Here is an 18447-nt window from a genome sequence, read left to right as displayed (position 1 = left end):
CACCCCCAGCCAGACACCCACAACACGTCCATCCACCCCACCCACCAGAACCGGTGGATCAAGGCTCAGGGAACGACTCCGGGCGGCCGGCTCAGGGGGCGAATTCGGTCAGAGCAGCGTGTTGAAGTACTCGTACAGGTTCAGCACGCCCAGGAGGGCGGGGATGATCCCGATGATCGCGACCCATTCCAGGATGTCGCCCCAGCGGCCCCAGGTGGGGGCCATGATGCGCTGGTAGAGCGCCGCGGAGTAGTGGGCGAAGACGTAGGTGAGCACGAGCGCCACGGCGAAGAGCGTGACCATCCCGGCCAGCGACTGCACCGGGCCCATCGCGATGGCGTAGAGGCCGATGACGACGGTGATCGCGCCGCCGAGCAGGAGCGCCAGCCGCTGGGTGAAGCCGACGAAGGCCCGGGCGCGCAGCACGTAGGCGAAGCCGATGCACAGCACGAGCATCGTCGACCAGATCGTGGCCTGGCTGATCACCACGAAGGCGCCCAGCACCGTCACCACCGACATCGCCGCCAACATCGCGCCCAGCAGGCGGTCGGCGAACAGCGCCCGCTTCACGATGTCCGACTGCACCGGCGTCTCGTCCGCCAGGATGCCCTCCGCCGTCGTCGGCAGGTTGGGCAGCGCGATGCCGGCGATGCGGTACGCCAGCGTCGGCAGGAACGTGGTGAGCAACGACGTCACGGTCACCGCGATCGCGGCCACCTCGACGTCGCGGCCGGGGAACAGGAGCATGAAGCTGGAACCGGCCACCACGAGCAGCGCGGCCAGTGCCGCGCTGAACAGCGCCATGGGATGGACGCTGGCGGCCAGGGCGCAGGTGGCGGCGGCGATCAGCACGAGGCTGGCGGCCAGGATGATCCGCACGGCCAGCGGCACGATCTCCGAGATGGGGTCCGGCAGGAACCAGCCGGTGATGCCGGCCAGCGCGACGCTGCCCCAGGCCAGCGCGGCCGCGGTGCGCCTCTCGCCCGCCGCGCGGGCCAGTGCGATGGAGCCGATGGCTGCGGCGAAGCCCAGGAAGCCGGTGACGCCGACGGCCAGCGCCATGGGCAGGCGCAGCGAGGGGTCGAAGCGGGCCTCTGCCAGGTCGATGGGGGGCTGGCCCAGGATGATCAGCAGCGGGATGCCGATGAGTGCCAGCAGCATCAACGTGATGCCCACGCGTTGGGAGTGCGCGGCCTGCCACGAGGGACGCGAGTTGGTGGCGCCTGCGACGGCGTCGACCACGTCGTCGAAGGCCGCGTCGGGGATGGCGTTCTCGCGCTGCCGCAGGTGGAGGGTCTCGCCGTCGCGGATGCCGAGCTTGTTCACCGGGGTGTAGAGGTCGAACGGGTCCGAACCGAAGCGCTGCAGCACCCAGGCATGCACGGCGTCGGTGGGGTTGTTCGACTCGAGGCCGGAGAACCGCAGGATGCTCGGCAGCAACTCGCTGAGCGAAACGGAGCCCGGCAAGGCCAGATCCACGCGACGGCTGCTCGAGATCACCGTGACGCGCGACAGATCTTCCTCGGCCGGGGTATTCACGTCGGATACCTTAACGGGCGGCAGGCGCAAGCGGGCCGCGTTGCCCCTCCGGTCGATTAAGTTGTACCCCCATGGGCCAGATCACGTTCCACCGGCCGAAGCGCGTGTCGCCCCCGGCGATGCCGCGCGGAGACCTGCTGCTGGAGTCGCCCCCGGAGATCCCACCTCCCGCGGCGTCGAAGCCGTTCGGCAACCTCCTGCGCATGCTGCCCATGGTGGCCGGCGGCCTGGCGATGGGCCTGATGATGTTCAACATGGGCGGCATGGGCGGTGGCCGCGGCGCGCTGGGCGGAGTCATCGGCGGCCTCTACGCCGTGTCGATGATGGGCATGATGCTCTCGCAGGTGGGCCGCCAGAACGACGACCAGTCGGCCCAGCTCGACGCCAACCGCCGCGACTACTTCCGCTACCTCGGCCAGGTGCGCCGCAACTTCGCACGGACGGCGGACGAGCAGCGCGAATCGGTCGCCTACCGCCACCCGTCGCCGGATTCGCTGTGGACCGTCGTCGGCGGCATGCGGATGTGGGAGCGGCGGCCCGACGCGGAGGACTTCGGGTCGGTGCGCGTCTCCGTCGGCCGGCAGCAGTCGGCCAAGCGCATCACGCCGCCGGAGTCGCAGCCCATCGAGGACCTCGAACCGCTCACCACCGGCGCGTTGCGCCGCTTCATCCGGACCCACCGCGTGATCCAGTCGGTGCCCCTTGCCGTCGACCTGCGCGGCTTCCGCGCCATCCAGCTCGTCGGCGACGATGAAGGCTGCCGCGCGCTGGCCCGCTCGATGGTCGCGCAACTGGTGACGTGGCACGCGCCCTCCGACGTGGCGCTGATGGTCGCCGCGGAGCAGGCCCAGCAGCCGTCGTGGCAGTGGGTCAAGTGGCTGCCGCACCTCCACCACCCCACGGAATCCGACGGCGTCGGCCCCGTCCGCATGTTCGCCACCGGCGCCGGAGAGCTGTCCCAGATGGCCACCTCCGCCCAGGGCGGCGACAACCCTCCGTCGTTGGCCGTGATCGTCTCCGACGGCGTGGAGGGCGTCGCCTCGCAGCAGTTCGTCACGCCCGACACCAGGGCCGTGACCATCGAGGTCACCGGCAACCGCGAGGTGCCCCGCGCCCTCGAGCTTGGCGTGGCGGTGTTCGAGGTGCGCGGCGACACCGTCGTCCTGCACCGCCGCACCACCCGCACGCCGCATGCGCAGACGCCCTTCGGCCGGCCCGACGACGTGCCGGTGGTCTACTGCGAGATGCTCGCGCGGGCGATGTCGCCGTACCGGATGCCGGTGCTGGCCGCCGGCGTGCAGGCCGACGACGGCCCGGCCGAGGTCGTCTTCGAGGCGCCGAAGGACTACCCGAGCATGCTGGGCGTCGGCGACCCCCTCACGCTCGACCCGCGCGTGGCGTGGCGGCCGCGCCCGCTGCGCCAGCACCTGCGCATCCCGTTCGGCACCGCCGACGACGGCAGCCCCGTCGAGCTCGACATCAAGGAGTCGGCGCAGGGCGGCATGGGCCCGCACGGCATCTGCATCGGCGCCACCGGCTCCGGCAAGTCGGAGTTCCTCCGCACGCTGGTGCTGGGGCTGGCGATGACGCACTCCACGGAACAGCTCAACTTCATCCTCGTCGACTTCAAGGGCGGCGCCACGTTCCTCGGCCTGGAGCACCTGCCGCACGTGTCGGCCGTCATCACCAACCTGGAGGGCGAGCTGGGCCTCGTCGACCGCATGCAGGACGCCATCGGCGGCGAACTCGACCGGCGCATGGAGGTGCTGCGCGCCGCCGGCAACTTCAAGAACCGCGAGGACTACGAGGCGGCCCGCCAGAACGGCGCCGACCTGCCCCCGATGCCCAGCCTGTTCATCGTCGTCGACGAGTTCTCGGAGCTCCTGTCGGCCAGGCCCGAGTTCATCGACCTGTTCGTGCAGATCGGCCGCGTCGGCCGCTCGATCGCCGTCCACCAGTTGCTCGCCTCGCAGCGCCTCGAGGAGAACAAGCTGCGCGGCCTCGACACGTTCCTGAGCTACCGCATCGCCCTGCGCACCTTCTCACCCGCGGAATCGCGCACCGTGATCGGCGTGCCCGACGCCTACGAGCTGCCCACCCCGCCCGGCAACGGCTACCTCAAGTACGACACCACCGGCATGACGAGGTTCAAGGCGGCCTACGTCTCCGGGCCGTGGCACGGAAGCTCCGAGCCGGTCGCCGCACCGCAGCAGCACAGCCCGCTCGACGACCTCGTCATCGAGCCCAGGTCCTGGACCCCGCCCGTGCTCGAGTTCACCGTCGACTACGTCATGCCCGTCCAGCCGCCCGCGCCCGAACCGGCGGCCGAGCCGGCCCGCGCCGCCCTCCCGGCGCAGGAGCAGGCCGAGGAGGACGGCGACGACGAGGACGAGACGCTGCTCAGCATCTCCGTCGCCCGGCTCAAGGGCCACGGCTGGCCCGCGCACCGGGTGTGGCTGCCGCCGCTGGACGAGCCGCCGACGATGGACCAGCTGCTCGGCGGGCTCGCCGAGGTCGACGCGCGGGGCCTCCAGGTCGCCGAGCCCGGCATGCGCGGCAGGCTGCAGGCCCCCGTCGGGCTCATCGACCGGCCTCGGCAACAGCGTCGCGACCCCTGGTGGATCGACTTCTCCGGCTCAGGCGGCAACCTCGGCGTCGTGGGCGGCCCGCAGTCGGGCAAGTCGATGGCGCTGCGCGCCGCCATCGCCGGGCTGGCGCTGACCCACACCCCGCAGGAAGTGGGCTTCTACGTCCTCGACTTCGGCGGTGGCGCGCTCACCTCGATGCGCGACCTCGCCCACATCGGTTCGGTCACCGGCCGCCTCGACGTCGACCGCGTGCGGCGCACCGTCGCCGAGCTGATGTCGCTGCGTTCCGCGCGAGAGGCGCAGTTCGCGGAACTCGGCATCGACTCGATGACCACGTACCGCCAGGGCCGTCGTGACGGCTCGGTGCCGGCGGACCGTTTCCCCACCGACGTGTTCCTCGTCGTCGACGGTTGGGCCACCCTCAAGACCGAGTTCGAGAACCTCGAACCGCAGATCCAGACCCTGGCCAACAGCGGCCTGGGCTTCGGCATCCACGTGTGGGTCAGCGCGTCGAAGTGGATGGAGGTGCGTGCGGCGACGAAGGACGCGCTGCAGTCGCGCATCGAGCTCAAGCTCGGCGACGCCTTCGACTCGGAGGTCGACCGAAAGCTCCAGGGCGCCATCCCCGTCGGCCGCCCCGGCCGCTCGATCACCGCGGGCGGGCTGCACGCGCTGATCGGCCTGCCCCGCATCGACTCGGTCGAGGACGCCGACGACGTGGCCGCCGGCCAACGCCAGTTCATCGAGGCCGTGAACCGGGCATGGAAGGGCCCGCGCGCCGCCGAGGTGCGCATGCTGCCGGAGAGCCTCGAGTTCGGCGAGCTGCCCGTCGTCGGCCACGACCCGGCGGACCGCCGCATCCCGTTCGCCATCGACGAGCTGGAACTGGCGCCGGTCTTCCTCGAGACGATGACCGAACCGCACCTGGTGGTGTTCGGCGCGCCCGAATCCGGCAAGTCGAACCTGCTGCGCGTGCTGCTCAAGGGCATCACCACGCGGTTCACGCCGAAGGAGGCCAAGATCATGATTGTCGACTACCGGCGCTCGCTCCTGGGTGAGGTCGAGACCGACCACCTCATCGGCTACTACCCGTCGGCCTCTGCGGCGACCCCGATGCTGCAGCAGACGGCGGAGGCCGTCCGCGCCCGCCTCCCAGGCCCGGACGTCACGCAGCAGCAGCTGCGCGACCGCTCCTGGTGGACGGGTGCAGAGGTGTTCCTCATCGTCGACGACTACGAGCTGGTGGCCACGCAGTCGGGCAACCCGATGGCGGTGTTCTCGGACCTCATCAACCAGGCCGGCGACATCGGCCTGCACATCATCATGACCCGCGCCTTCGGTGGCGCGAGCCGTGCGGTGTTCGGCGACCCGCTGATCACCAAGATGAAGGACGCCGTCAACCCGGCGCTGATCCTCAGCGGCAACAAGGAGGAGGGCAAGCTCTACGGCGACGTGCAGGGCTCGCCCATGCCCCCCGGCCGCGGCACGCTGGTCACCCGCACGTTCAAGGGCCTCATCCAGACGGCCCAGCTGCCGTCCATCAACGACTGAGCGGTCAGCGGGCGCGGCGGGTGGCGGCGGGGATCGCGATGGCGGCCACCACGCCCAGCCCCACCGCGAGGACGGCCCCGACGGCGACGCCCAGCCCCAGCACCGGCATGCGGGCGTCGACGGGCTCGGCCTCCGGGGTGGGCGGCGGCGGCGCGGTGAACCCCGCGGCCTCCGTCGACATGGGCGCGGGCCGGGTGTCCATCAGGGCGCGCAGCGGGTTCACGATGCCCCACCCCAGCTGCCTGTCGGGCGCCGAGGCGGGCGGCGGGTCCGCCGTCGCCTGCAGCCGGGTGACGATCTCTTCGGCCGTGGCCCGTTCGCGGCCCATGGCCTGGTCGTAGTCGAGCATCAACGCGATGACGCCGCTGACGATGGGGGCGGCGAACGACGTGCCGGTGTCGAGGTGGAAGGCCTGGTTCGCCGTCGTGGCGTTGAGGTCCGGCTGCGACGGCGCCAGCCCGACGATGCCGGCACCCGGCGCGCCGATCTCGGCCTCCGACCACGCGTACGACATGCGGTGGGCCGACTCCTGCTCCGTGCTCATGCCCACGGCGACCACGCCGGGGAACGACGCGGGGAAGAGGGGACCGACGTTCTGGTCGCCGTTGCCGGCGGCCGCCACCACGATGATGCCCGCGCTGACCGCGCGGTTGATGGCGGCCTCGAACTCGTCGAAGAACGGCACGTTGCGCTGCACCGTGAGCGAGAGGTTGATGATGTCGGCGCCGGCGTCGATGGCCGCGTTGACGGCGTTGACCGCCGGTTCCAGCGACTCCGGCGGCGGCGCCTGCCCGCCCTCCTCAGGCGGGAGCGCCGAGTGGGCGAGCGCGCGGTAGGCGAGGACGTCGACGTCGGGGGCGATGCCGGCGAAGTTCGTCAGCGGGTTGACCGACCCGCCGTCGGGGCGCAGCCCGGCCGCCAGCAGGGACGTCACGAACGTGCCGTGCAGGCAGTCGACCTTGACCTTCTTGTCGCGCTCGTCGTCGCTGACGCCCACGAAGTCGAAGGCCCTGACCCGGTCCGGCGCGTAGTAGAGGCTGCCGTCGGTGCTGACGCCGGTGTCGATCACGGCGACGGTGACGCCCTTGCCGGTGGCCAGCGGCCAGACCTCCTCCATGCGCAGGCGCTGCAGGTGCCACGCGTCGAGCAGTTGGCCCTCCTGCGTGGGCTGGTTGAAGTCGCAGCGCGAGGCCCGGAAGACGTCGGGCTCCTCGGCGGAGGCCACGACGGCGGCGTTGGACAGCAGCACGCCCGCCGCCACCGCGCTCGCGGCGGCCCGCCAGAGGTATCGCTTCACGCGGGTCAGGGTAGCCGCAGGCCGGTCCACGCCCGAATCCGCGGGCGTCCAGCTGCGGGGCCCGGTTGGCGGGCACGGGTGCTGAGGGGGAGGATGGGCAGGTGCTCGGATATTTCGGTCCCGCAGGGACGTTCACCCATCAGGCGTTGCGCACGATCACCGACGACGAGGCGGTGGCCTTCTCCAGCGTCCGCGAGGCGCTCGACGCCGTGCGTCGCGGGCAGGTCCGCGGCGCCGTCGTGCCGATCGAGAACTCAGTGGAGGGCGGCGTGTCGGCCACGCTCGACGAACTGATCGCCGGCGAGCCGTTGGCGATCCGCGCCGAGATCGTGATCCCGGTCGAGTTCGGGCTGTACGCCCGCGAGGGCACGCGGCTCGAGGACGTGCGCCAGGTGCTGACGCACGGGCATGCCGCCGCCCAGTGCCGGCAGTGGCTCGCGGAGCGGGTGCCGTTGGCGCAGGTCACCGAGGCCGGGTCGACGGCGGGTGCAGCCGCGGAGGTCGCCCGGCCCGAGTCGCGCTACGACGCGGCCGTGTGTGCCCGCGTGGCGGGTGAGACCTACGGCCTGACCGAGCTCGCCTACGCCATCGAGGACAACCCGGGCGCCGTCACCCGCTTCGTCGAGGTGGGCAAGGCCGGGCCCGTCGCCGACCGCACCGGCGCCGACAAGACCACGCTGGTCGCCTACATGCGCGAGGACCACTCCGGCGCGCTGCTGGAGATCCTCGAGCAGTTCGCCGTGCGCGGCGTGAACCTCACGCGGATCGAGTCGCGCCCGACGAAGACCACGCTGGGCTCGTACTGCTTCTCCATCGACGTCGAGGGGCACCTGCACGACAAGCGCGTCGGCGAGGCGCTCGAGGGCCTGCACCGCGTCTGCCCGCGGGTCCACTTCCTGGGTTCCTACGCCCGCGCGGACCAGTCCCGGCCGAAGATCGCCGACGGTTTCACCGACGACTCCTACGACGCCGCGGCCGCCTGGGTGGAGAGCCTCGGCTCGCCGTACCTGGGCTAGGCCGACACCACCCGGGCCACCCCCGGCAGCACCTCGAACCGGACGCGACGCACGGAGCCGAGCACGTCGCCGTCGACGTGCCACGGCACTGGCTGGGCGCAGTCGACCACGATGTCGCGGCCGGCCCTGCGGTCGATGAACGGCTCACGGTCGGCCCGCAGCAGCACGCCGGCCATCATGCGCAGCACGTCGCCGGTGTGCCGGGGTGAGGCCACCAGCAGGTTCAGCACGCCGTCGGAGCCGTCCGCGTGCGGCAGCAGGCGTACCCCGGCGCGGAGCTCGCCGAGGTTGCCGACGGTGACCAGCGAGGCGTCACGCGCGAGCACCTCACCGTCGACGGCGACACGGCTCGCCACCGGCCGCGCATGGACGTGCCGTAGCCCCGCCAGCACGTAGCCGAGCTGCCCGAACCGCTTGAGGCGGGCGTCGGCTCCCGCCACGACGGCGGCGTCGGCGCCCAGGCCGGCCATCACGGCCGCGTAGCCCTGGCGTTCGGTGTCGAGGTCTGTGCAGCGCACCAGGTCGAACTGCCGCGGGCGCCCGAAGAGGCCCTTGACCAGCGCCGGGCGCAGCCGCAGCGGCAGCCGGAGGTTGCGGGCCAGCAGGTTGCCGGTGCCCGACGGCAGCAGCCCCACCGGCAGCCCCGTGCGGCGTAGCGCGCCGAGCACCATGCGCACGGTCCCGTCGCCGCCCGCGACGAGCACGCGGTCGGCGCCGTCCTCCAGCGCGGCCCTGGCCTGGCCGGCTCCCGGGTCCTCGACGGTGGTCAGCAGGTACCGGGCCTCGGGCAGGCCCCGCGCCCCGAGTTCACCGTCGATGGTGGCGCGGAAGCGCTCCTCGTCCCCGATGGTGGCGGGGTTGGCGATGACCGCGACCCTCACCTTGCGGCCCTCGGGCGCTTCACCAGCAGCCACGGCACCACGGCGGAGGCGAGCACGAACGCGGTCACGGCCCAGGCCCAGCCGAAGCCGAGCAGGTCGGCGATGGCACCGGCGAGCAGCGTGCCGGTGATGGAGCCCAGGTCGGTGGCCATCGAGAAGGTCGACAGCGCCTGGCCGCCGTTGCGGTTGGAGCCGATGAGGTCTGCCAGCAGCGCCTGCGACGCCGGCGCGATGAACGCCGCGCCCGCGCCGGCCAGCGTCGACAGGGCGAGGAACCAGCCGATGGTGTCGAACCAGCCGAACGGCAGCGTCACCAGGGCCGACAGCCCCAGCCCGATGACGAGGAACGGCCGGCGCCCCATCCGGTCGATCAGCCGCCCGGTGGCCTGCTGCGTCACCGCGTTGCCGACGGCGAACAGAGTGAGCGCGATGCCCGCGGCCGCCGCGCCGATGGTGGGCACGGAGGCGGCCATCAGCGGCAGCAGGGCGATGCGCACGCCGAAGTTCGACCAGCCGTGCGCGAAGCCCGTCACCAGCAGTGCGCGGTAGTAGGGCAGCGCCATCGCCTCGCCGAGCGTCATCTTGGGCTGTGCGTGCCCGGCGAGGTCCGGCCCGCCGGTGTCGCGGCGCAGGAAGACCATGACCACCAGCACCGACGCGAACACCGCCCCCGCGTAGAGGAAGAACGGCACCCGTAGGCCCAGCCCGGCCAGCGCCGAGCCGAGGATGGGGCCGAAGATGTTGCCGAGCAGGAACGCCGAGCCGTACAGCGACGCGGTGTGGCCGCGCTGGGCCGGCGGCGACAGGCGCACCAGCAGGCCCATCGACGAGACGGTGAACATCACCGAGCCGATGCCGCCCAAGCCGCGGAACAGCAGCAGGGTCCAGTAGTCGGGGGCGAGGCCGCTCAGCGCGCTGGAGAGCCCGACGATGCTGAGGCCCCACAGGTAGATGCGCCGCTCGCCGAACGTGCCGATCAGCGCGCCGCCGGCGGGGGCGAAGATGAGCCGGACGAAGGCGAAGACCGACACGATCGCGGAGGCGGCCATCACGCCGACGTCGAACGACGCCGCGAACTGCGGGAGGATCGGCGCGACGATGCCGAAGCCGAGCGCGATGAGGAACGCCGCCGCCACCAGCACCCAGATCTCGGCCGGGATCGGCTGCCTTCGCTCCGCCTTGGTCACGTGTCCGCCTCTCCGCCGGTCCTGCCTGAACACCCTATCCCCGGGCGGAAATGCGCAGGCCCCGACGCGCTGTCCACCGCCCGCCGGCAGCGTCGTCCCGCACGCTGGCGTCGCCGTCGGCTCGCTAGAGTGTGCACATGATTGATCCCAAGGTGCTCCGCTCGGATCCCGACCGCGTCCGCCGCTCGCAGGCGCTCCGGGGCGACTCGGTGGAACTCGTCGACGAGCTGCTGGCCGCCGACGAGTTGCGTCGCTCGTCCATCGCCTCGTACGAGCAGCTGCGCGCCGAACAGAAGTCGATCGGCAAGGACGTGGCACGCGCGCAGGGCGACGAGAAGGCCCAGCTCCTGGCTCGCACCAAGCAGCTGGCCGCGGACGTCAAGCAGCTGCAGGCCGACGCCGACGCCGCCGGTGGCCGCTTCGACGAGCTGATGAAGCAGGTGGGCAACCTGGTCATCGACGGCGTGCCCGAGGGCGGCGAGGACGACGGCGTGGTGGTGGAGACCGTCGGCACCCCCCGCGACTTCGCGGCCGAGGGCTTCGAACCCAAGGACCACCTCGAGCTGGGTGAACTGCACGGCGCCATCGACATGGAGCGCGGCGCCAAGATCTCCGGCTCCCGGTTCTACGTGCTGACGGGCATCGGGGCCCAGCTCGAGATCGCGTTGCTGAACCTGGCGATGAGCAAGGCGGCCGAATGGGGCTTCACGCCGATGATCCCGCCGGCGCTGGTGCGCCCGTCGGCGATGGAGGGCACCGGCTTCCTCGGCCAGGCCGCGCAGGACGTCTACCACCTGCCGGCAGACGACCTCTACCTCGTGGGCACCTCCGAGGTGGCGCTGGCCGCCTACCACTCCGACGAGATCCTCGAGGCCGACACGCTCCCGCGCCGCTACGTCGCCTACTCGCCGTGTTTCCGCCGTGAGGCCGGCTCGCACGGCAAGGACACGCGCGGCATCTTCCGCGTGCACTGGTTCGACAAGGTGGAGATGTTCGTCCACTGCGACCCGGCGGACGCGGAGGAGTGGCACCAGAAGCTGTTGGGCTACGAGAAGGACTTCCTCACCGCGCTCGAGGTGCCGTTCCAGGTGCTAGACGTCGCCTCCGGTGACCTCGGCCTGAGCGCCGCCCGGAAGTACGACTGCTACGCGTGGCTGCCCACCCAGAACAGGTACCGCGAGGTCACCTCCACGTCGAACTGCACCGAGTTCCAGGCCCGCCGCCTCGGCATCCGCGCTCGTTTCGACGACGGCGTGCGCCCCGTCGCGACGCTCAACGGCACCCTCTGCGCGATGACCCGCATCATCATCATGCTGCTGGAGAACCACCAGCAGGCCGACGGCTCGATCCACGTGCCGGAGGCCCTGCGCCCGTTCCTCGGCGGCCGCGAGGCCCTCGTCCCCTGAGCGTCCGGTCCCTGAGCGTCACCTGCGAGCTGGTCCCTGAGCGTCGCCTACGAGCTGGTCCCTGAGCGTCGCCTACGAGCTTGCGAGTCAGCGACGACGAAGGGCCCACCGTCGTCGGACTCCTCGCGTTTCGCCTCCGTCTACCGCTTGTTCACCCGGCAGTGGCATGCTTGATCGGGTAACACATCAAGCAACCAGGCGTCCCTGAAGGCAGGGAAGAGAGGCAACGCCATGGAATTCACACCACAACTTGTTGCGCTGGACATCGACGGCACGCTCGTCGACGCATTCGGCGTGATGCCGGCCGAGGTGCGCGCCGCAGTGCGCCGGGCCGTTGACCGGGGGGTCACCGTCGTCCTGTCGACCGGCCGCTCGTGGCTGGCCACGCAGCCCATCGCCGACCACCTGGAGCTGCCGGACGGCTGGCACGTGTCGGCCAACGGCGCGATGGTGGTCACCTACCCCGAGTTGGAGATCCGCCACGAGACGCGGTTCGACCCGGCAGACGTGATCCGTCAGGTCACGCAAATCGCGCCGCACGCGCGCATCGCCGTCCAGGACGGGCTGCACTGGCGGGTGTCGCAGGAGTTCCCACCCGGCGAGCTGCTGGGCAACGTCGAGGTGGTGCCGGTCGAGCAGTTGGCCACCGAGGAGGTCTCACGCGTGATCATCCGTGACCCTGAGACCACCGAGGAGGCGTTCAGCGAGATGGTCGGCAAGTTGGGCCTCCAGGAGGTCGCGTACTTCGTGGGCTGGTCCGCCTGGCTGGACATCGCGCCGAAGGGGATCGACAAGGCGTTCGGGCTCGAGATGGTCTGCAAGAACCTCGGCATCGGCCGTGAGTCGGTACTGGCGATCGGCGACGGCCGCAACGACATCGAGATGCTCGAATGGGCCGGACGGGGAGTCGCCATGGGCGACGCACCCGACGAGGTCAAGGCCGCTGCAGATGCGGTGACCGGCGGCTTCGAGGAACTCGGCGTCGTCGAGGAGCTCAACCTCTGGTTCCCCGTCCTGGAGACCGAGGGCGCTGCCTGACCCTGGCTCGAGCCCCCGCGACGGGGGAGCGGGCTCGGTGTCGAAACCACCCGGACAGGAAGAAAGGGCCACCCTTGGGGGAGAGGGCGGCCCTTTCGGTCTGTGGGGGCGTCAGGCGGCGGCGACCCGGCGGGTGCCGCGCTTGACGTCGTTGGCGACGGCCATGATCTGGGCCGGCGTCGGGTTCTTCTTCTGGACCGGGCGGGCAACTCCGCCCTCGGCCTCGATGCGGCGCAGGTGACGCTTCACCGTGGACACCGAGCAGCCGACCTTCGCGGCGATGGCGCTCAGCGGCTGGTCGGGGTTGGCGGCGCGCATCCGGTGGATCTCGTAGCGGTCGAACTGGCGGCCGGAGTTGACGCCGGCGAACGTGTCGAAGTCCTCAGCGGCGACGGTGACGCCCAGCCGGGCGCGGATCTCCTGGCGCTGACGCTTGGTGGTGCCCGCGACGAAGCCGGAGACGTCGAACTTCACGACGGCCTCGGTGAGGCACTGGGCGAGCAGCGGGCAACCGGCGCACATCTTCTCTGCCTGCGAGCGCAGCATCTGCTGTTCGCGGCGTTCGCCGCGCGATGTCGGCGCGGTGCCGTCGTCGAGCAGCGGGTGCAGGTACACGTTCGAGTAGGCCACGCAGGCGGTGGTCGGTTCAGTCATGTCAGCCCTTCCGTAGATCCCCTGTAGGAGTGCTGGTTCAAGACTGTCGGTAAAGCGCCGTCGATGGGGGCCTGAGGCGTGGGGGGATCTACCCGTCTTTGCTGGGTATCCGGCGTGGGTGGGTCTGAGTACCGATGCTCAGTGAAGGTGCTCGGCTTACTCGGTCACAACGCGGTCAAATGCGTCTGACAAGGGCGGCAGTGCACTGTTCCCCTTGGCGATGACTCGTGCCGGGGTGAGTACTCATAGGATGTCGCCGTGTCCTATAGAGAGTCTGCCACCCACCCCGGGTCACGTTGGGCCGGGGTCGGTTTGGTCGCGTTGCTGGCCGCCGACGTCGCCATCCTCGCGAGGGCCTGGTGGATGAGCGCGCGGGGCCTGGACCTCACCGACGAGGGCATGTACCTCACCTGGATGACGTCGCCATGGGACTGGCCATGGGCCAGTACCCAGTTCGCCTTCTTCTTCCACCCGTTGTGGGAGCTCCTGGGGCAGGACCTCGTCCTGACGCGGCGGATCACCGTCGCCCTGCTGCTCCTGGCGGGGGCTGGCTTCTTCGCCGCGGTGCTGCGTCGGGCCTTCGGCCTGGGGCGGGCCCGCAGCTTGTTGACGGGTGCGCTGTTGGCGCCGTCGGTGCTGCTGGCGGTCGGATCGCAGTCGGTGTTCTTCACGCCCAGCTACAACATGCTGGGGATGTTCGGGCTGTTGGCGGCCGGGGCAGCGCTGGCCGGCATGCTGCTCCCCGGCCCGCGGGATGCCGGGCGCCACCAGCTGCGCCACTGGCCTTGGGTCCTCCTCGGGCTCGGCGGCGTGCTGTGTTTCGCGTCGCGACCGACGGCGGGCGCCTTGCTGCTCGTCATCGTCATCCTGGCGCTCCTCGTCGCCGGCACCTGGTTCTGGAAGGGGATCGGCATCGCGGCCGGGACGGCGGTGGCCGCGTTCCTGGCCATGGCGCTGGCCATCGACGGCAACCCGGTCACGTTCGTCGAACGCGTGCTGGAGGGCCTGCACCTGTACAGCCTCCAGACGCAGCGCTCTGCACTCGATGCCCTGGTCAACACCTTCACCTACGACCTGAACTGGCAGCAGGCCGACATCGTCTGGGGAGCCGGCCTCGCCGTACTCCTCGCCGCCGCGGTGCTACTGCGCCGGGCCGGCCGCCTCGCTCCCGCAGCGCTGGTGGCCGTCTGCGTCGCGGCGGCAGGCGCCGCCGTGTGGGCGGGGGTCGCTGGCGCGACCCCTCTGACGGGCCGTGTCGGGCGCTCGGCCACCGTCGCGTTCTTCCTGTGGGCCGGGGTCACCGTCGCCTCGCTCGTGGCCGCTCGAGGGATGGGTCGCCGCGCGGTCGCCGCCGTCGGCGCACTCTGGCTCCTCCCGTTTGCCTACGCCTTCGCCACGCACTACAGCACCGTCGCCCTGGCCGGCTCCGCCGCGTTCTGCTGGCTGGCGAGCTCGTTGGTCGGAGTGGGCGCCGTCGCGAAGGGCGAGCGCTCGCTGCCGGCCGTCGGGGCCGTGTGGCTGCTGGCCACCGTGCTGTGCCTCAACGCAGCCGCCGGTGCCGCGCCGAGGCAGGAGCCACTGGGGGCCCAGGACGTGCCGTACCCCCTCGCGGGCCGCGGCGACGTCCTGCTGTCGGCCGACATGGCCAGGTACCTCGACTCCGTGGCCGCGTCGATGGCCGACGCGGGGTTCCGCCCGGGCATGCCCGTGTTGGATCTCACCGGCGAGTCCCCGGGACTCGTCTACCACCTGCAGGCCCGCGCCACGGCCGACTCGTGGGTGATCGGCCGCTACCCCGGCTCCAGGGACCGCCTCGCCCGAGAGTTGGCGCTGCACACACCGTGCGAACGCACCGGGGAGTCGTGGCTGCTGGTCAGCCCGGATGGCGCGCGGGCCATCGACCCGGAGGTGCTCGGTGACCTCGGCATCGCGTTCCCGACCGACTACGGGCTCGTGGCCACCGAGGCCGCCCCGAAGCGTTCGGGCGCGTTCACCCTGGAGGTGTGGGCCCCGCGGGAGCCCGCCGACCTGGTGGCCGGATGCCTCAGCGCTCGGCGATAGCGCGCAACGACTCCGGCGGCGTGAAGCTGTGGTCGCCCAGCTCCCGGACCAGTTCGATCAGGCGGAGGGTCGACGAGCGTCGCATGAACGGCGCGGCTCGATCGGGGTCGCGGTGGCGCCGCGGCTCGTAGGTTGTCAGGAACTCTCGGACCGAGTCGACGTCGTCATGCACCCAGTAGACGCCGTCGACACCGTGCAGCATGTCCCACATCGCGGTGCCCTCGAGTTTGTCGCGGTGCAGGATCAGCACGTCGAGGCCCAGGGCGAGGTAGTCGAACATCTTCGTGGGCGTCTCGATGCCGGACTCCCCCACGAACGTCACGCCGCAATCGGTGGCAGACAGGAGCCGCAGCGCCTCCTCCCGCGGGACGCGCGGATGGAGCACGACGTGGGCGCCGAAGTCCTCGGCCTGCGGGGCGCCGATCTGGTGGAACTCCATGTCGGTCCCCGCAATCGCCTTCAGCAGCGAGTCTGGAGGGGTGATCCGGTAGATCTGCCCGGCGTGCGAGAACCGCACCGGTGACCCCGGTTCGCGGTCGAACAGCGGTGGTGACGCGACGCGCTCGTCGAAGCCGTTGGGCACGATCTCGATGCGGGTCTGCGCGCTCCCGCGGACCGTCACGTCCTTGCAGCCCTGGTTGACCACGGTCACCACGTCGGCGTCGAGGTTCCAGCCCGCCTCCAGGTACTCCGCGTCCTTCCTGGCCTCGGCTCCCCACTTGTGTCGGGGGTTGCCGACGAAGGGGTCGCGGTAGTCGAGGATCACCCGGGCGTGCCATGTGCGGCGGGCGAACGCGGCGAAGTCGAAGTAGGGGTACGGGTTGCCGGAGAGGATCACGACGTCGTACTCGTCGTCGCGCGGAGTGAAGTAGCGCTCCAGCGCCCACGTCCAGAAGCCGGCCACCTGACGCGTGTACGGGTAGGGGCGGTTCAATCCGTCCTCGAGCAGGGTGGTGGCGGCCGGGCCCAGGGGGGACCCGTTGACCACGAGATTGCCCGTCCAGAGGTCTGGCACCCGGTGCACGTGGCCGGGGGCGTCGGGCCACGGGGTTGCGACGGCGTAGTCGACGGTCACGGTTCCGCCGGAGAGTTCCTCCATCTGCTCGAACCAGTAGTTGACCCGCTGGACGCCGACGGTGGGGGAGGGGCCGCCGTAGTAGGCGACGAGCAGTACCCGGGTCACCCCCTCGAGGGCCTTGCGGTTCGGCACGGGCGAAGGGGGCGACACGTCCACCAGGGTGGCGTCCTCCAGTTCGCGGACGGGGGCCGGCCAGCTGCGGGTGAAGGCCTCGCCGACGCCGGCGTCGGGAATGAAGAAGCCCTCCGCCGCCGTCATCAGCGCGATGGCCTGCGGCGAGAGCACCGGCTGTTCGGTCAGCAGCACACCGAAGGGCCACCCGCGCGAACCCGCCGCCCACAGGGCCAACTCGGTGAGCCAGTCGTTGGGCGCCACCACCGGCAAGGGGCGCGGCACGTGCTGGCCCAGCCAGTTGAGCACGTAGTTCCACACGGGTGTGGACGTGGCGTCGAGCGACCCGGTGGCGATGTTCATCGTGGGCTGGGGGATGCCGCACAGGACGGGGTTGCCGGTCAGGCGGATGACCTGCGGGTTGTCGGGGTGCCGGGAGACCACCCGCCATCCGCGCGCCAACGACTGCGCGGCGACGGCCGGGTCGTCGGTGAAGACCACCGGGGAGTAGAGCGTCATGCGAAGGTCCTGATCAGCTCGAGTTCGCGGTTGATGGTCGCGTCGAGCCCGCACTGCTGTTCGACGCGGGCCGAGGCGTTGCGGGACATCTCGGGCAGCAGCTGTGGGTGCTCGACGAGGTACCAGATCGCGTCGGCGAACGCTCGGGGGTCGTCCGGCCTGGGCAGGAGGCTGCAGGACCAGTCGGTGTACTCGGGGATGGCGGCCACCGGGTTGGTGATGGTGGCCATGCCGCTGGACATGGCCTCGCCCAGCATGACGCCCTGGGTGTCGTAGCGCGACGGGCACAGGAAGACGCCGTGGTCATAGTGCAGCGCAGCCATCTCCGCGGGGCTGGAGTAGCGGTTCTCGACGGTGACGTTGGGCAGGCCGTGCAGCGTGGCCACCTTGCGCTGGAAGAGTCGGCCGAAGCCGCGGACCGTGAACTGCAGGTCGAAGAACCCGGGGCGGGACTTCAGCAGGTCGATCGCCTTGATCGCGATGTCGTTGCCGTAGTTGCGCTGCTCGAAGCTGCGCATCAGGAGGATGCGGCCCACCTCGTCCGGCCGCCGCTCACGGGGCCGGAACAATGAGGTGTCGATGTGGTTGGGGATGACGTGGGAGTTGACCGCCTCGACGCCGACGTCCCACTGGGAGTTCTGGCGCTGCATCTCCGAGACGAACACGACGGCGGCATCGGGGCAGGCGAAGAGCCCCCGCGCGGCCTGGAAGCGGACGCGGTTGAGTCCGTCCAGGGTGGTTCGTCGCTGGGCCAGGTCGGCCGTCGTGAAGTTGGCGGAGAGCCTGCGGTAGTCGCGCACCTCGTACCCGTGGTACCAGACGATCAGCCTCAGGTCGGGGAGCCGATCCTGCAACATCCCCGAGACGACAGGGCTGGGGGAGTGGGCGAGGACGGGGACGCCGCGGCGCTGCAGGACGTCGAGCGCGGCGGGCAGCTGCTCGGGCTCCGCGACGAAGATCTCCGTGGCCGCGTCGCGGGCCTCGAGGATGCGGGGTCCCTTGCCGGAGGTGTCGATCACGGCGCCCTTGAGGCCCTGGGCGACGTAGGCGTGCACCCGGGAGCGGATGAACTCGCCCCCGTGGCGCCAGGCGCGGGGATAGGTGGGGGCGACCACGGCGAAGTCGAGGTCTTCGGCGAGCAACTGCTCCCAGCGGACGGGTTCAGCCATGCCCGCGCCCGAGTGCCCTCTTCGCCAGCGCACGCACGGGCCGGCTGAGCTGCTTCTTGAGGCGTTCGATGTGGCGCTTCTGGGCGGCGATGGTCTCGAGCGACTCCCGGTTCACCGCCTCCTGTTCGGATAGCTTGTCGCGGAGTTCGTCGTAGGCGATGTCGCGCTCAACCAGCCGCTCGGCGATCACGCGGGCGTCGTCCCTGGCCGAGGCGAGTTCCGCGACCAGGGTCGTCATCTCGCCGCGCATGCCTTCGAGTTCAGCCACGAGTGCCTTCCGCAGCCGTTCATTGTCCTGGGCTGCCTGTTGGAGGGTCACCAAATCCGAATCCACGCGCGGCACTCTACCAGC

The 18447-nt window shown here is 71.1% G+C and carries 13 protein-coding genes; 5 read left to right on the top strand and 8 right to left on the bottom strand.

Annotation, left to right across the window (positions count from 1 at the left end):
* Window positions 1–108 precede the first annotated feature (108 nt).
* On the bottom strand, window positions 109–1539 hold the full coding sequence (eccD, locus tag ABEA30_RS05655) for a type VII secretion integral membrane protein EccD (RefSeq protein WP_345580274.1): 1431 nt from the start codon (window positions 1537–1539) through the stop codon (window positions 109–111).
* A gap of 71 nt (window positions 1540–1610) precedes the next feature.
* On the opposite strand from eccD, the gene eccCa reads away from it, so the two are divergent.
* The gene (gene eccCa / locus ABEA30_RS05650; RefSeq protein WP_345580271.1) at window positions 1611–5678 is read left to right on the top strand and encodes a type VII secretion protein EccCa; all 4068 of its coding nucleotides are present in this window, start codon (window positions 1611–1613) and stop codon (window positions 5676–5678) included.
* Between the two features lie 4 nt (window positions 5679–5682).
* On the opposite strand, the gene ABEA30_RS05645 is transcribed toward eccCa, so the two are convergent.
* Window positions 5683–6975, bottom strand: coding sequence for a S8 family serine peptidase (locus tag ABEA30_RS05645; protein WP_345580268.1), 1293 nt, complete (start codon window positions 6973–6975; stop codon window positions 5683–5685).
* A gap of 101 nt (window positions 6976–7076) precedes the next feature.
* Here ABEA30_RS05645 and pheA point away from each other — a divergent pair, with 101 nt between their 5' ends.
* Complete coding sequence (gene pheA, locus ABEA30_RS05640) at window positions 7077–7991, top strand: prephenate dehydratase (protein ID WP_345580265.1); 915 nt, start codon at window positions 7077–7079, stop codon at window positions 7989–7991.
* Here pheA and ABEA30_RS05635 read toward each other — a convergent pair.
* Both ABEA30_RS05635 and ABEA30_RS05630 read right to left on the bottom strand, forming a co-directional pair.
* The gene (locus ABEA30_RS05635; protein ID WP_345580262.1) at window positions 7988–8905 is read right to left on the bottom strand and encodes a diacylglycerol/lipid kinase family protein; all 918 of its coding nucleotides are present in this window, start codon (window positions 8903–8905) and stop codon (window positions 7988–7990) included. The genes pheA and ABEA30_RS05635 overlap by 4 nt on opposite strands.
* Window positions 8869–10059, bottom strand: coding sequence for an MFS transporter (locus ABEA30_RS05630; RefSeq protein WP_345580259.1), 1191 nt, complete (start codon window positions 10057–10059; stop codon window positions 8869–8871). Before ABEA30_RS05630 ends, ABEA30_RS05635 begins: the two co-directional genes overlap by 37 nt.
* Window positions 10060–10196: 137 nt before the next feature.
* On the opposite strand from ABEA30_RS05630, the gene serS reads away from it, so the two are divergent.
* Together serS and ABEA30_RS05620 are read left to right on the top strand one after the other, a co-directional pair.
* Window positions 10197–11465 carry a serine--tRNA ligase gene (gene serS, locus ABEA30_RS05625; protein ID WP_345580256.1) on the top strand — a complete coding sequence of 423 codons (1269 nt, stop codon included), beginning with the start codon at window positions 10197–10199 and terminating at the stop codon, window positions 11463–11465.
* 231 nt (window positions 11466–11696) lie between these two features.
* Entirely contained in the window at window positions 11697–12503 is an 807-nt protein-coding gene (locus tag ABEA30_RS05620) for an HAD family hydrolase (protein ID WP_345580253.1), read from the top strand.
* A 111-nt stretch (window positions 12504–12614) separates the two neighbouring features.
* Here the strand turns inward: ABEA30_RS05620 and ABEA30_RS05615 are convergent, their stop codons facing one another.
* Window positions 12615–13157 carry a WhiB family transcriptional regulator gene (locus ABEA30_RS05615; protein ID WP_345580250.1) on the bottom strand — a complete coding sequence of 181 codons (543 nt, stop codon included), beginning with the start codon at window positions 13155–13157 and terminating at the stop codon, window positions 12615–12617.
* Between the two features lie 258 nt (window positions 13158–13415).
* Between ABEA30_RS05615 and ABEA30_RS05610 the strand changes: the two genes are divergently transcribed.
* On the top strand, window positions 13416–15218 hold the full coding sequence (locus tag ABEA30_RS05610) for a hypothetical protein (RefSeq protein WP_345580247.1): 1803 nt from the start codon (window positions 13416–13418) through the stop codon (window positions 15216–15218).
* Here the strand turns inward: ABEA30_RS05610 and ABEA30_RS05605 are convergent.
* The 3 genes from ABEA30_RS05605 to ABEA30_RS05595 are packed head-to-tail and all read right to left on the bottom strand — an operon-like array spanning window position 15202 to window position 18429.
* Window positions 15202–16926, bottom strand: coding sequence for a glycosyltransferase family protein (locus tag ABEA30_RS05605; protein WP_345580244.1), 1725 nt, complete (start codon window positions 16924–16926; stop codon window positions 15202–15204). The two genes, ABEA30_RS05610 and ABEA30_RS05605, sit on opposite strands and share 17 nt — an antisense overlap.
* On the bottom strand, window positions 16923–18095 hold the full coding sequence (locus ABEA30_RS05600; protein WP_345580241.1) for a glycosyltransferase family 4 protein: 1173 nt from the start codon (window positions 18093–18095) through the stop codon (window positions 16923–16925). Before ABEA30_RS05600 ends, ABEA30_RS05605 begins: the two co-directional genes overlap by 4 nt.
* The gene (locus ABEA30_RS05595; RefSeq protein WP_345580239.1) at window positions 18088–18429 is read right to left on the bottom strand and encodes a hypothetical protein; all 342 of its coding nucleotides are present in this window, start codon (window positions 18427–18429) and stop codon (window positions 18088–18090) included. The genes ABEA30_RS05600 and ABEA30_RS05595 overlap by 8 nt, the downstream gene beginning before the upstream one ends.
* Window positions 18430–18447 lie beyond the last annotated feature (18 nt).

Origin of the sequence: Tessaracoccus lubricantis, from assembly GCF_039544535.1 — a bacterium.
GTDB classification, from domain to species: Bacteria; Actinomycetota; Actinomycetes; order Propionibacteriales; family Propionibacteriaceae; genus Arachnia; species Arachnia lubricantis.
The sequence above is the reverse complement of the archived record's forward strand: the minus strand, read 5'-3'. Positions and strand labels throughout refer to the sequence as shown.

Bases quoted from the DNA above. Each gene is read 5' to 3' on its own strand.
- eccCa (WP_345580271.1), top strand. From the start codon at position 1,611: ATGGGCCAGATCACGTTCCACCGGCCGAAGCGCGTGTCGCCCCCGGCG.
- serS (WP_345580256.1), top strand. From the start codon at position 10,197: ATGATTGATCCCAAGGTGCTCCGCTCGGATCCCGACCGCGTCCGCCGC.
- ABEA30_RS05620 (WP_345580253.1), top strand. From the start codon at position 11,697: ATGGAATTCACACCACAACTTGTTGCGCTGGACATCGACGGCACGCTC.
- ABEA30_RS05615 (WP_345580250.1), bottom strand. From the start codon at position 13,157: ATGACTGAACCGACCACCGCCTGCGTGGCCTACTCGAACGTGTACCTG.
- ABEA30_RS05605 (WP_345580244.1), bottom strand. From the start codon at position 16,926: ATGACGCTCTACTCCCCGGTGGTCTTCACCGACGACCCGGCCGTCGCC.
- ABEA30_RS05600 (WP_345580241.1), bottom strand. From the start codon at position 18,095: ATGGCTGAACCCGTCCGCTGGGAGCAGTTGCTCGCCGAAGACCTCGAC.